Origin of the sequence: Pseudomonas kitaguniensis (assembly GCF_009296165.1) — a bacterium.
Classification (GTDB): Bacteria; Pseudomonadota; Gammaproteobacteria; order Pseudomonadales; family Pseudomonadaceae; genus Aquipseudomonas; species Aquipseudomonas kitaguniensis.
Window position 1 is genome coordinate 35,592 of sequence record NZ_VUAZ01000073.1, and the last position, 13,433, is coordinate 49,024.

Sequence of the window (13,433 nt, forward strand, 5' to 3'; positions counted from 1 at the left end):
CTGTACACAGCAATTGAAATGTACGAACCGGTTAGTTTTTTGGGCGATTATCGAACAAAATGGCAATCGGCGAATTGACGATTTTTTAGTCACTGCGCACCATCGACGACGCAACCCTCATAGAAAAAAGACCCAGAACACACCATAAAAATTTCAAAAAACGGGTACGACCTCATGCCTCTGCAAAATTCCGCCCTGGCCGCGCGCCCAGGCAACCCGCACGCCGGCATCGGCGACAAGATTCGCGGCGCCCTGGCCGTGGGTAAAACGCGCTGGGGCATGCTGGCCCTGGTGTTCTTCGCCACCACCCTGAACTACATCGACCGTGCCGCTCTGGGCGTAATGCAACCGATTTTGGCCAAGGAGATGAGCTGGACGGCGATGGACTACGCCAACATCAACTTTTGGTTTCAGGTCGGCTACGCCATCGGCTTCGTGCTGCAGGGCCGCCTGATCGACCGCGTCGGCGTAAAACGCGTGTTCTTCTGCGCCGTGCTGCTGTGGAGCCTGGCCACGGCGCCCACGGCCTGGCCACCTCTGCCGTAGGTTTTATGATGTGCCGGTTTATCCTCGGGCTGACCGAAGCCGCGAACTACCCGGCGTGCGTCAAGACCACGCGGCTGTGGTTCCCGGCCGGTGAACGCGCGGTGGCCACCGGTATTTTCAACGCCGGCACGAATGTCGGCGCGATGATGACGCCGATGCTGTTGCCGTTGATTCTTCACGTGTGGGGCTGGCAGGCGGCGTTCCTGTGCATGTCGGCACTCGGCGGTATCTGGCTGCTGTTCTGGGGCTTGAAGTACTACAACCCCGAAGACCATCCGAGCGTTAAACAGTCGGAGCTTGCCTACGTGCAACAGGAAGTCGAGCCGCCGCAACCGAGCGTGCCCTTCAGCCGTATCCTGCGCATGCGCGGCACCTGGGCCTTTGCCATCGCCTACTCGCTGACCGCCCCGGTGTTCTGGTTTTACCTGTATTGGCTGCCGCCGTTTTTGAACCAGCAATACAACCTGGGCATCAACGTGACCCAAATGGGCATCCCGCTGATCATCATTTACCTGACCGCCGACTTCGGCAGCGTGGGCGGCGGCATTCTGTCGTCGTTCCTGATTGGCCGCGGGATGAACTCGATCAAGGCACGGCTGCTGTCGATGCTGCTGTTTGCCTGCTGCATCGTCGGCGTGATAATGGCCGCAGGCTCCAGCCAACTGTGGGTTGCGGTGTTCGCGATTTCGCTGGCCATCGGCGCGCATCAGGCCTGGACCGCCAACATCTGGAGCCTGGTGATGGACTACACGCCCAAGCACATGATGAGCACGGTGTTTGGTTTCGGCGGCATGTGCGCAGCCATCGGCGGCATGTTCATGACCCAAATCGTCGGCCATATCCTCACCGTCACCCACAATAACTACACCGTGCTGTTCACGCTGATACCGGCGATGTACTTCATTGCGCTGACGTGGATGTACTTCATGGCGCCGCGCAAGATTCCCAGCGTAGACGTGTGATTCAGCGCCGCCGCTGCTGCCAGGCAGCGGCTAACCCGCTCAGGCAGATAACCCCGATGCCGACCACCGTGGTCATGTCGGGGGTATGGCTGAACACCAGCCAGCCCAACAACCCGGCAAACACGATCTGGCAATAGCCAAACGGCGCCAGCAAGGCCGGTGCCGCGAAGCGAAACGCCTGCGTCAGCATCAAGTGCGCGGTCATCCCGCAGGTGCCCAGCGCCAGCATCAACACGCCATGCCACAGCTTCGGGATTTGCCAGAAGAACGGCACCATCGCGCTCATCACCACGGTATTGCACAGGCCGGCGAAAAAGTTGCTGGTGGTGGGGGTGTCGTATTTGCTCAGGATGCGCGTGAGCAGTTGGTAAAAGCAGAAGAACATCGCCGAACACAGCGGCAGCAACACCGCAGGCGTGAACAGCTCGCCGCCGGGGTGGATGATCACCAGCACGCCGATAAACCCGCAGATCACCGCCAGCCATTGGCCACGCGTGACATGCTCGCCGAGCAAAGGCACCGACAACGCGGTCACCAGAATCGGCGCCAGGAAGTTCACTGCCGTAGCTTCAGCCAACGGGATGTAATGCAGCGCGGTGGTAAAAAACAGGCTGGTGGCCAGCAGGCACAACGCTCGCACCAACTGCATGCCCGGCCGCTTGCTGCGCAGCACACGCAGGCCCGATTGCGGCAGGAAGATGCCCGCCATCAACACCGTGTGCACCAGGTAGCGCGCCCACACCACCATCACAATCGGGTAAAACCCCGCCAGGTACTTGGACAAGGCGTCGTGGCTGGAAAACAGAAACGTCGCCACCACAATCAGCAAAATACCTTTAAAGGGGTGGTTGACGCCGGAGAGCGGTGTACTGACAGTCATTGGGTTCTCTTGCATGGCGCGCTGAACGCTGGGGCACTCAACCCGTTACTCTAGCAGCCGGGCCTGCGTCTGCCCCAAGAGCATGACCAAACACCGTGCGAACAGCGCACTAAATCACCGGATTCGAGTCCAACGCTGCAGGTTTGCTCGCGCGTTGCGTACTTTTTAACCAAGGCCCTGCCGCTATGAAAAAAACACTGTTTATTCTTTCTGCCGTCGCCCTGCTCGCCGCGTGTAATCAGGAGACGAAAGAAGCCCCCAAACCCGCCCCCGCGTCGGTGCAGGCGACCCTGGTGCCGCACACCCCACCGACGGATAAATGGGTGGGCAAGTGGGTGGGCGTCGAAGGCCTGTACCTGACCATCGCCAAAGACGACAGCATTGGCCGTGGCCACTACCTCCTGACCATGCAATACGGGGTCGACGCCGATGATTCGGGCACCTTCAAAGGTGAAGCCAACGAAGATGGCATCACCTTTACCCGCCCGGACGGCCCGCAACAACTGAGCGCCGGCGACGGTGAAGCGACGGGGTTGAAATGGCTGGCGGATAAAAAGGACTGCCTGATTGTCGATACCGGCGAGGGCTACTGCCGCGACTGAGCAAGCTTTGCTGACACAGCATTAAACGGGCGCCATGCCTGCGCACCCACCACACTGTTCCCAAGGTTTATCGAGAGGATTGCTTCATGCTATGGAAAAAAGGCCGACGCAGCGACAACGTGGTAGATGCCCGCGATGACAGCGGCAGTGGTGGTGGCGGCATGCGTTTTGGCGGCGGCAAGGGCCTGAGCCTCACGGCGATTGTGCTGATAGTGGGCATCGGCTGGCTGACCGGCCAGGACCCGATGCAGATCCTCGGCCAGTTGACCGGCCAGATGGAACAGGCGCCCACCGCCAGCACTCAATCGCGCCAGGCCCCGCCGGCCAACGATGAGCAGGCCGACTTTGTGCGCGCCGTACTCGGTGATACCGAAGACACGTGGGGCCAAGTGTTCAAGGAAAACGGCCTGACCTACCAGAACCCCAAACTGATTCTGTTCCGTGGCCGGGTCAATTCCGCCTGCGGTGGCGCGACCTCGGCCAGCGGCCCGTTTTATTGCCCGGCCGACCAACAGGTGTACCTGGACCTGGATTTCTTCCGGGAAATGTCGCAACGCTTCCAGGCCGCCGGCGATTTCGCGCAGGCCTACGTGATCGCTCACGAAGTCGGGCATCACGTGCAAACGTTGCTCGGCATATCGTCGAAGATCCAGGCCGCGCGCCAACAAGGCCGGCCGATGCAGGGCGACGGCGGCCTGTTGGTACGCCAGGAGCTGCAAGCGGACTGTTTTGCCGGCGTGTGGGCCAACCGTGCGCAAAAGCGCCTTAACTGGCTGGAGCCCGGCGACATTGAAGAAGCATTGAACGCGGCCAACGCCATCGGCGATGATCGTTTGCAGCAACAGAGTCAAGGGCGCGTGGTGCCGGACTCGTTTACCCACGGCACCTCGGCGCAGCGGGTTCGCTGGTTCAAAACCGGCTTCGCCCAAGGCCAGATCACTCAATGCGATACCTTCGCCGCCAAGAGCCTCTAGATGAAAAAACGATTGGGTTTGCTGTTGGGCGTGTTGATCACCTGCGCGCCTTTCACTTGGGCAGCCGAGAAAGAACACGGCGTCAAAGACGTCAGCCCTGATCGTTTGCACCTGGAGGCTGGCGACCTCAGCGTGGGCCTGAGCCAGGACTGGCGCCAGCCGCTGCCCAACGTTACCCGTGCGCTGATCATCGTGCACGGTCGCCAGCGCAACGCGCAGACCTACTTGCACAGCGGTGAATCTGCCGCCGAGCATGCCGGGCTTGGCGCCACGACACTGGTGATCGCGCCGCAGTTTCTGAACGCCTCAGACGTGAAGCGCAACCACTTGGGCGACCAGGTGCTGCGCTGGAAGGGCAATGACTGGATGGCCGGCGAGCCGTCGACCGGCCCAGGCCAGGTCAGCTCCTATGGCGCGCTCGACCGCATCATCAAACACTTGGGCAACCGCACGCTGTTCCCGGCACTGAAAGAAATCGTGGTAGCCGGCCACTCCGGCGGCGGCCAAGTGGTGCAGCGTTTCGCCCTCACCGGCCACGACCACCCACTGTTGAAAACCGAAGGCATCAGCCTGCGTTACGTGGTGGCAAACCCATCGACCTACGCCTACTTCAGCGCGCAGCGCCCGGTGAAGTTCGACGCCGCCAGTTGCCCTGGCTTCAACGACTGGAAGTACGGCATGCAACACCTGCCGGCCTACGCCGACGGCCAGAGCGCAACGCGGCTTGAGCAAACCTACGTGTCGCGCAACGTCACCTACCTGCTCGGCCAGCAAGACACCGACCCGAATCACCCGGCGCTGGATAAGAGCTGCGAAGCCGAGACCCAGGGCGCGTATCGGCTGATTCGCGGGCACAATTATTTTGACTACCTGAAAGCGCGTCATCCGCAGCTGAGCCACACGCTGGTGGAAGTGCCGGGGGTTGGGCATAACGGCGACGGGATATTCACTTCGCCTGAAGGTAAAAAGGTGTTGTTCGGGAAATAACTGAAAAAACCGTATCAAACTGTGGGAATCAAACTGTGGGAGGGGGCTTGCTCCCGATGGCGGTGGGTCAGCTACACATGTTCTGACTGACCCACCGCCATCGGGAGCAAGCCCCCTCCCACAGTTGATCTCCAGTGTCTAAGGCTAAAGCCAGAGCTTGCGCTGGATCATCCGGTGCAAGGCCGCACAGTCTTCAGCATGCCAATCTGCAAGCTCCGGCCACGGGTTTTCCGGCAGATTCACCAGCACCGTCTTTGCCCCCGCCGCGCGCCCGCAATCCAGGTCAAAGCGGTAATCCCCGACCATCACCATGTGCGTGGGCGAAACCTCCCAAGCCGCCGCCAGTTTCAGCAAACCACCGGGGTCAGGCTTGGGCGGCGCGTCCTCACGCCCCAGCACGTCGTCAACCGCAAAGCAGTCCGCCAAACCAATCGCCTCCAGCGTGACGTGCGCCAACTCGCGCGCATTGCGCGTCAAAATGCCCAAGCGATAGCCACGCCCGGCCAGTTCGCGCACCAGCGCCACCGCACCTTCAGCCGCCACCGAACCCAGCGCCAACTCGCGCTCATGCTCAAGCAGCCAGGCATGTTTGGCCGCCGCGACATCCGCCGGTAGTGCCGCCAAATGCGTGAGAATGTCGTCTTCCGGCGGGATGTCGAGGGCCACGCGAATCGCGGCAAAGTCATGCACCGCCACCGTGAGCGTGCCGTCCATGTCGAACACCCAGTGCTTAACGTGCGACAGGCTCATGACCAATCCTTGCGATGGCGGATCAAGCCTTCCTGCGTCACCGACGCCACCAACTGCCCGGCGCGGTTGTACACGCTGCCGCGTGAGAAACCGCGCGAATTACCCGCCCATGGGCTGTCCATCGCGTAGAGCAACCAGTCATCGGCGCGCAAGTCGGCGTGAAACCACAGCGCGTGGTCGAGGCTGGCGACTTGCATGTCTTTTTGCCACACGGTTTTGCCATGCGGCAGCAACGAGGTGGTCAGCAGGCCGAAGTCCGAGGCATAGGCCAGCAGGTATTTATGCAGCGCGGGCGAGTCGGCCAGCGCGCCGTCTGCCCGAAACCACACGTATTTGACCGGGTCGGACGGCTGCGGGTTGAACGGGTCTTTTTCGGTGACCGGGCGCACTTCGATCGGCTTGGGGCACAGCAACTTGTCGCGCATGTGCTCGGGGATCAGGTGCGCGCGCTGTTTGGTCAGCTCAAGTTCCGACGGCAGGTTTTCCGGGCCGACCACCACCGGCATGGTGGTCTGGTGCTCAAAACCTTCTTCGTCATATTGAAACGACGCGCTGCAGGTAAAAATCGGGTTGCCCTTCTGAATCGCCGTGACCCGGCGCGTGCTGAAACTGCCGCCATCGCGCACCCGGTCCACCGAATACACCACCGGCAACGCGGCATCGCCCGGGCGCAAAAAATAGCCGTGCAAGGAATGCACGTGCCGCGCTTCATCGACGGTTTGGCTGGCGGCCGACAACGACTGGCCCAGCACCTGGCCACCGAACAGTTGGCGAAAACCCAGGTCTTGGCTGCGGCCACGAAAGAGGTTTTCCTCGATCGGCTCCAGGGTCAGCAAGTCCACTAGGTCTTCCAATACTTGGCTCATTGAGCAACTCCTACAACAATCGATAAGGCATTCCGGGCTGCTTATCCATGCAGCGTGTCCAACCATTGGGCGCGGGTGATGCGGTACAAAACATGGTGGCGCAGCGGGTTATCGGCTGCGACTTTGGGGTGTTCAAAGTCTGCCTGGGGAGCGTAATGCATACCGATGGCTTGCATGACTTTTTGTGATGGCAAATTGGTTTCGGTGGTGAAGGCGAGGATTTCATCCAGCTGCAACCGGTCAAACCCACAGCGCAGCGCGGTCCAGGCCGCTTCACTGGCGTAACCCAAGCCCCAATGCTCGCGGGCCAAGCGCCAGCCAATCTCTACCGCCGGCACAAAGTCGGCTTCAAAGCTGACATTCTGCAACCCGGTCAGGCCGATAAACTCGCCGGTGTCCTTGCGCTGCAAGGCCCAAAAACCAAAGCCATACTCGGCGAAGTGGCCGCGAATCCGGCCAATCAACGCGGCGCTTTCCAAGTGGCCCAACGTGGCCGGGAAATAGCGCATCACCTGCGAGTCGGCGCACATACGCGCAAATTCCGGCAGGTCGCTGTCGCGCCATTGGCGCAGCACCAGGCGTGCGCTTTCCAATTCCAGTATCGGCTCCATGGGTCCCCTCCCTTGCGATGTGCGTGAGTGTACAGCGCTGGTAAGATCCTTCGCAGGTTCCCGTCAGAAAATCCCATGCCTTTGCCATTGATCTACCACGATGACTACAGCCCCGAGTTCCCGGCGGAACACCGCTTTCCCATGGACAAGTTTCGCCTGTTGCGCGACCACTTGGTGGACAGCGGCCTGACGCACGACAGCCAATTGCTGCGCCCGGCGCTGTGCCCGCCAGAGATTCTGGCCCTCGCGCATGACCCTGGGTATATCGAACGCTACATGAGCGGCCAGTTGAGCCGCGAAGACCAACGGCGCCTCGGCCTGCCCTGGAGCGAAGCGTTGGCGCGGCGCACCGTGCGCGCGGTCGGCGGCTCGATACTGGCGGCGGAACAAGCGCTGCAGCACGGCTTGGCCTGCCACTTGGCGGGCGGCACGCACCACGCGCATTACGATTACCCGGCAGGCTTTTGCATCTTTAATGACTTGGCGGTGATCAGCCAGTACCTGCTGGCCAGCGGCCGGGTCAACCGCGTGCTGATCTTCGACTGCGACGTGCACCAGGGCGATGGCACCGCGCGCATCCTCCACGACACGCCGGATGCAATCACCGTGTCGCTGCACTGCGAAAAGAACTTCCCCGCGCGCAAGGCGCAAAGTGATTGGGACATCCCGCTGCCCATGGGCATGGGCGATGCCGATTACCTCAAGGTGGTGGACGACGCGCTCAACTACCTGTTGCCGCTCTACCAGCCCGACCTGGTGCTGTACGACGCCGGTGTAGACGTGCACAAGGATGACGCCCTCGGTTACCTCAAGCTGACAGACGCCGGCGTGGCCGCGCGTGATGAAAGCGTGATGCGCCATTGCCTGGGGCGCGACATCCCGGTGATGGGCGTGATCGGTGGCGGCTACAGCAAAGACCGCCCTGCCCTGGCCCGTCGCCACGGCATCCTGCACCACAGCGCGCAGCGGGTGTGGGCGTCATCAGGTTGTCATTGAACTGTGAAGCTTACCCACAATGCCTGTGGAACGGCCTGTGGATAACTTGAGCGTAAGGCGCTGAGAGCAAACAGCCGTATGGCCTGTAGGAAAGTGTACATTTTTTGATCAGGCAGCCAGGCTGTCCTCGGGTAGAATGCTCGGCCTATTCAGCGAACGTAGCCCTGCCCATGCCTCAAACCGCCTCCACACACGTTGCCATCATCGGCGGCGGCCCTGCCGGGCTGATGGCCGCTGAAGTCTTGAGCCAAGCGGGCGTGCGGGTCGACCTGTATGACGGCATGCCGTCGGTGGGGCGCAAGTTCCTGCTGGCGGGTGTGGGCGGTATGAACATCACCCACTCCGAGGCTTACCCGGCGTTTGTGTCGCGCTATGCCGAACGCGCGCCGCACGTGGCGCCATTGTTGCGCGAATTTGGTGCCGAAGCCTTGTGCGAATGGATTCACGCGCTGGGCATTCAAACTTTTGTCGGCACCTCGGGCCGAGTCTTCCCTACCGACATGAAAGCCGCCCCGCTACTGCGCGCGTGGCTCAAGCGCCTGCGCGACCACGGCGTGGTTATCCACACCCGGCATCGCTGGCTGGGCTGGAATGCCGATGGCGATTTACTTATCCACAGCCCGGATGGCGATAAAACTGTCCACAGCGACGCAGTGTTGCTGGCCTTGGGCGGCGGCAGTTGGTCACGCTTGGGTTCCGACGGTGCCTGGCTCAGATTGCTGGAGGAAAGAGGCGTGCCGTGTGCGCCACTGCAACCGAGTAATTGTGGCTTTGAGGTGTCAGCCTGGAGCGAATTGATGGTCAGCAAATTCGCGGGCGCGCCGTTGAAAAACGTCGCCATCGGGTTGGCGGATGACAGCCCTCGGCTCGGGGAATGTGTGGTCACGGCCAGCGGTATCGAGGGCAGTTTGATCTACGCGCTGTCGGCGCCGATTCGGCAAGCGATCAATCGGCACGGCTCCGCCACCGTGCACATCGACCTGTTGCCGAGCAAACCGCTGGACAAGGTGCAGGCCGCGTTGGCCAAACCGCGTGGTTCGCGCTCGATGAGCAAACATTTGCACAGCCAACTGGGCCTGGATGGGGTGAAAGCCGCGCTCTTGCGTGAGTTGGCGCCTGCGCAACACTTCAATGATCCGGCGCAGTTGGCGTTGAGCATCAAGGCGTTGCCGCTGAACCTGGTGAAAACCCGGCCGATGGACGAAGCGATCAGCACGGCGGGTGGTGTGCCATTCGAGGCGCTGGATGAACGGTTGATGCTCAAAGCATTGCCGGGGGTGTTTTGTGCGGGGGAAATGCTGGATTGGGAAGCGCCGACCGGCGGGTATCTGCTGACCGGGTGTTTTGCCAGCGGCCGGGCGGCTGGGCGCGGCGTGCTGGAGTGGCTTAAGCGCTGAAGTCAAAACCGCCATCGGCAGCCAGTCGAATCTTCGCACCGCCCCTCGCACATTTTGAATGTATTCACAGATCAAAAATGTGGGAGGGGGCTTGCTCCCGATGAGGCCATCGGCAACGCCGAAAAATCACTTCTTCTTACGCGGCCCCGTATTAAAAACAGGCACTTTACGCACAGGTTTAATCGAAGGTTCCACCGGCGACGCTTCCCCGCTGTCCACCCACTTGCCCAAATTGCGCTTACCGCCGCCGCCCGAAGTTTTAGGCTTCTTCGGTTTTTTCGGCTTCTTCACCACTTGGCCGCTGGCATCGGTGTCTGGCACGCGATGCTCCGGTTCGAAATCCTGCTCCATGTGCCGGGTCAAGGTCTGACGCGTGAGCATCTCGATGGCCGACAGCATGTTCACCTCATCGGCGCACACCAGCGAAATCGCCTCACCGGTGTTGCCCGCCCGGCCCGTACGGCCGATACGGTGGATGTAATCCTCAGCCACGATCGGCAGGTCAAAGTTGACCACCAGCGGCAGGTCTTCGATGTCCAACCCACGCGCCGCCACGTCGGTGGCCACCAGAATCTGCACATCGCTGGATTTGAAGCGGTCGAGCGCACGTTGGCGGGTCGCTTGTGGCTTGTCACCGTGGATGCCATCGGCATTGATGCCCAGGCCTTGCAACTTATCCACTAACGCATCCACGCCGTTGCGGGTTTTGGCGAACACCAGCACCTGCTTCCATCGGCCTTTGCGCATCAGGTGCACAAACAGCTCTGCCTTGCGCTTCTTGTCGACCGGCACCACCCACTGCTTGACGGTGTTGGCGGCCACGTTACGCGGGCTGACTTCGACCGTCAGCGGGTCGTTGAGCATCTGCCCGGCGAGCTGGCGAATTTCATCGGAGAACGTCGCGGAAAACAGCAAGGTCTGGCGCTTTTTCGGCAGCATGCGGTAGATGTTCGCCAGCTCCTCGGAGAAACCCAGGTCGAGCATGCGGTCGGCTTCATCCAGCACCAGGGTTTGCAGCTGATTAAGCTTCAGCGCGTTCTGGCGAAACAGGTCGATCAGGCGGCCAGGCGTAGCGACCAAAATGTCGACGCCTTTGCGCAGCTTCATCATCTGCGGGTTGATGCTCACGCCGCCGTACACCGCATACGTGGTCAGCGGCAGGTGTTGTGCATACTCGGCAACGCTTTGGTGAACCTGCTCGGCCAGCTCGCGGGTCGGGCACAGGATCAGCGCGCGTGCCGAGTTGGCGGCGACTTTCGGCCCTTCCATTGTCAGCAATTGCAGGAGCGGCAGGGCGAAACCAGCGGTCTTGCCGGTGCCGGTTTGGGCCGCAGCCATCAGGTCGCGACCGGCCAGCACCGCCGGAATCGCTTGCGCCTGCACCGGCGTCGGGGTCTGGTAGCCAAGCGTCTCAAGGGCGCGCAGCAAGGGTTCGATCAGGCCAAGGGTGGCGAAAGTCATGTGTTTACCGTAGGAAAAATTCAGCGCAAAGCCGTAATGCGCCGCAGTTTACCTTATTTCCGGCTTCGGCTTGCGCCACTGAGGCAGGCTGATTAACAGCACCGCGCTGATGATCACCAGCATCGCCAAGGCTTCTTCCATACCAATGGTTTCGCCGACAAACACAATGCCCAACAACACCGCGACGGCCGGGTTCACGTAGGCGTAGCTGGTCGCGGCCGCCGGGCGTACGTGCTTGAGCAAATACATATACGCGTTAAACGCGATAACCGAACCGAACACGGCCAAGTAGGCCAGGGCCAGCCAGCCCTCAAGCGGCGGCATGGCGTGCAGGTGCTCACCGGTCAGCGCACTGCCCAGCAAGAGCATGGCCCCGGCGATGATCATTTCCGCCGCACTGGCCATAGCCCCCGCAGGCAGCGGCAAGTGTTTGCTCCACACCGAGCCGAACGCCCAGGAAGCGGCAGCAAACAGCAACAACAGCGCACCGGTCGGGCTCGATTGCAGGTTGGAGCCCAGGTTGAGCATGCCAATGCCGATAATCCCCAGCACCACCCCGGCCCACTCCAGGCGGGTGTTACGTGCCCCCCAGAAATAGCCGCACAACAACGTGAACAACGGCACCGTCGCCACCGCCAGCGCGGCCACACCGGAGGCGACCCCCGTGTGTTCGGCCACCGTCACCGCGCCATTACCGAAGGTCAGCAGCAAAATGCCGATTTTGGCAGCCGCCTTCCACTGCGCCCAGGTCGGCGCCGGCGCACCGCGCCAGCGCAAAAAGCCATACATCGCCACACCCGCCAGCAAAAAACGAATCCCGCCCAGCATCAGCGGCGGCCAGTATTCCACGCCGATCCGAATCACCAGGTAGGTAGACCCCCAGATCACATACAACGCAAAAAAGGCAGCGATCAACGGTAAGGGAAAACGACGTGGGCCTGGCATTGGGTAGCTCTGCGGCAGAATAAGGGAGGCTTATTTTAGAAAGGCGGGCCGTTAAACATAAGTTACAAAACCTGTTTAAACCGCCCATACACTTTTCAAAGCATGGTTATGAGCGCTATAAACCGTACTTTCGAAAGCCATGTATTCCAGGCGCCTTATCATGGACAAATATGACCGCATGCTCCTCAGCGCCCTGCTCGAAGACGGCCGCGCGTCCTTCGCGCAACTCGCGCGCACGGTTAACCTCTCCGCGCCCGCCGTCGCCGAACGCGTGGCCAAGCTTGAAGCCAGCGGCGTGATCACCGGCTATCAGGCCAAGGTCGACCTGTCCAAAGTGGGGTTGCCGATCCAGTGCGTCATTGAAGTGCGCCTGACCAACCACGGCAGCCAGAAGGTCTACGACGCACTGGCCGAAATTCCCGAACTGACCGAATGCCACCGCGTCACCGGCGACCCCTGCGTGATCATGCAAGCGGCGGTGGGCTCGATGCCGGAACTGGAGAACCTGATCAACCGGATCGCAAAGTTCGGGTTCAGCAAGACCTCGATTATTTTATCCAGCGCGATAGAGCGGCGAGTGCCGCTGGGGCAGTTGGAGGGCAATGGCAAAAATGGGGGCTGATCTACCGCTGGCGGGCGCAGATTCAAAACGTGCGAGGGGCAGTGCGACGATTCGACGTGCTCCCGAGGGCGTCAGTGGCAGCGTCCTACACAGGAATCAGACTCAACCTACTGACTGTTTCAGGAAATCTTAAGAACCCTCCCCAATGCCTGATGTTTCAATGGCCAGCAAGACCGATCCCTTTCATTTGCGGGAAATTTCCTAGAGAATTCCACGGCCTTGTTTCCGCCGGATTAGGTCGCTAGTCTCGCCCAGTCATCGAGTTTTCGGTGACCGGACGTGCAAGTCCGACCGAATAAAATCCGTACAAACGTCTGAACGCATTAACACGGGTGTATCAATGCTTGGTGTTGATCTGTAATGGCGGCGGTGCGCGGGAGATCTTCGGATCTGCTGGGTTTACCTTTTTTCCCGGTCTTTGCACACCCGCGTACCGCTGCCACCCTATTTCGCGTGCAAGCGAATGGATGCAGCTCCTTCCGTAACAAAAGGAATTACAACATGGTCAAAGTTACCCCAGATCCACCCACGTTCCTCAGCGAAGACGCCCTGCTCAATCGTCGAGCCATCGACTACTACCTCAAAGCCTCCGCCCCGGATGCGCCCAACTTTGTGCTGAATGACAACTTGAGCTTCGAAGATGCCCTCGCCCATGCGGCCGATTTGCTGCATTGCGCGGTGGAGACGACAAATGTGTTGGGTGATGCAGTGAACCCGCAGCAGCGTGCGGTGATGCATTTGGTGGGGATGGCGAAGGAAGTTGTAGATCGGGCGTTGGAGTGTGTGCAGCCTCGATAGGCGCCGCATAAATAACTGTGGGAGGGGCGGTGCGAC

Annotated in this window: 13 protein-coding genes and 1 pseudogene; 8 read left to right on the plus strand and 6 right to left on the minus strand. The window is 60.8% G+C overall.

The window, feature by feature from the left end; translation table 11 throughout:
* Positions 1-342: 342 nt before the first annotated feature.
* A pseudogene (locus F0169_RS13550) lies at positions 343-1,508 on the plus strand (MFS transporter).
* A 1-nt stretch (position 1,509) separates the two neighbouring features.
* On the opposite strand, the gene F0169_RS13555 reads toward F0169_RS13550, so the two are convergent.
* A complete protein-coding gene (locus F0169_RS13555; protein ID WP_152746814.1) occupies positions 1,510-2,388 on the minus strand; it encodes a DMT family transporter in 879 nt (292 codons plus the stop codon).
* Positions 2,389-2,573: 185 nt separating this feature from the next.
* Between F0169_RS13555 and F0169_RS13560 the strand changes: the two genes are divergently transcribed.
* The 3 genes from F0169_RS13560 to F0169_RS13570 all read left to right on the plus strand — a co-directional run bounded on the left by F0169_RS13560 (position 2,574) and on the right by F0169_RS13570 (position 4,951).
* Entirely contained in the window at positions 2,574-2,990 is a 417-nt protein-coding gene (locus F0169_RS13560; RefSeq protein ID WP_152746815.1) for a membrane lipoprotein lipid attachment site-containing protein, read from the plus strand.
* An 86-nt stretch (positions 2,991-3,076) separates the two neighbouring features.
* A complete protein-coding gene (gene ypfJ / locus F0169_RS13565; RefSeq protein ID WP_152746816.1) occupies positions 3,077-3,964 on the plus strand; it encodes a KPN_02809 family neutral zinc metallopeptidase in 888 nt (295 codons plus the stop codon).
* Positions 3,965-4,951, plus strand: coding sequence for an alpha/beta hydrolase (locus F0169_RS13570; RefSeq protein ID WP_152746817.1), 987 nt, complete (start codon positions 3,965-3,967; stop codon positions 4,949-4,951).
* A gap of 144 nt (positions 4,952-5,095) precedes the next feature.
* Here F0169_RS13570 and F0169_RS13575 read toward each other — a convergent pair whose 3' ends face one another.
* From F0169_RS13575 to F0169_RS13585, 3 genes are read right to left on the minus strand one after another with little or no spacing between them, the layout of a single operon-like run.
* Positions 5,096-5,701, minus strand: a complete 606-nt coding sequence (locus tag F0169_RS13575; protein ID WP_152746818.1) for an HAD family hydrolase — start codon at positions 5,699-5,701, stop codon at positions 5,096-5,098.
* Complete coding sequence (gene tesB, locus F0169_RS13580; RefSeq protein WP_058413869.1) at positions 5,698-6,567, minus strand: acyl-CoA thioesterase II; 870 nt, start codon at positions 6,565-6,567, stop codon at positions 5,698-5,700. The genes F0169_RS13575 and tesB overlap by 4 nt, the downstream gene beginning before the upstream one ends.
* Before the next feature lie 41 nt (positions 6,568-6,608).
* Positions 6,609-7,178 carry a GNAT family N-acetyltransferase gene (locus F0169_RS13585; RefSeq protein ID WP_058413868.1) on the minus strand — a complete coding sequence of 190 codons (570 nt, stop codon included), beginning with the start codon at positions 7,176-7,178 and terminating at the stop codon, positions 6,609-6,611.
* 75 nt (positions 7,179-7,253) lie between these two features.
* On the opposite strand from F0169_RS13585, the gene F0169_RS13590 reads away from it, so the two are divergent.
* Complete coding sequence (locus F0169_RS13590) at positions 7,254-8,174, plus strand: histone deacetylase family protein (RefSeq protein ID WP_058413867.1); 921 nt, start codon at positions 7,254-7,256, stop codon at positions 8,172-8,174.
* A gap of 170 nt (positions 8,175-8,344) precedes the next feature.
* Positions 8,345-9,571 carry a TIGR03862 family flavoprotein gene (locus F0169_RS13595; RefSeq protein ID WP_152746819.1) on the plus strand — a complete coding sequence of 409 codons (1,227 nt, stop codon included), beginning with the start codon at positions 8,345-8,347 and terminating at the stop codon, positions 9,569-9,571.
* Between the two features lie 126 nt (positions 9,572-9,697).
* Here the strand turns inward: F0169_RS13595 and rhlE1 are convergent, their stop codons facing one another.
* Both rhlE1 and yedA read right to left on the minus strand, forming a co-directional pair.
* On the minus strand, positions 9,698-11,032 hold the full coding sequence (rhlE1, locus tag F0169_RS13600; protein ID WP_058413865.1) for an RNA helicase RhlE1: 1,335 nt from the start codon (positions 11,030-11,032) through the stop codon (positions 9,698-9,700).
* 48 nt (positions 11,033-11,080) lie between these two features.
* A complete protein-coding gene (gene yedA / locus F0169_RS13605) occupies positions 11,081-11,977 on the minus strand; it encodes a drug/metabolite exporter YedA (protein ID WP_152746820.1) in 897 nt (298 codons plus the stop codon).
* A gap of 160 nt (positions 11,978-12,137) precedes the next feature.
* On the opposite strand from yedA, the gene F0169_RS13610 reads away from it, so the two are divergent.
* Together F0169_RS13610 and F0169_RS13615 are read left to right on the plus strand one after the other, a co-directional pair.
* Positions 12,138-12,599 carry an Lrp/AsnC family transcriptional regulator gene (locus F0169_RS13610; RefSeq protein WP_152746821.1) on the plus strand — a complete coding sequence of 154 codons (462 nt, stop codon included), beginning with the start codon at positions 12,138-12,140 and terminating at the stop codon, positions 12,597-12,599.
* Positions 12,600-13,100: 501 nt separating this feature from the next.
* Complete coding sequence (locus tag F0169_RS13615; RefSeq protein ID WP_152746822.1) at positions 13,101-13,397, plus strand: DUF3077 domain-containing protein; 297 nt, start codon at positions 13,101-13,103, stop codon at positions 13,395-13,397.
* The last annotated feature ends 36 nt before the right edge of the window (positions 13,398-13,433 follow it).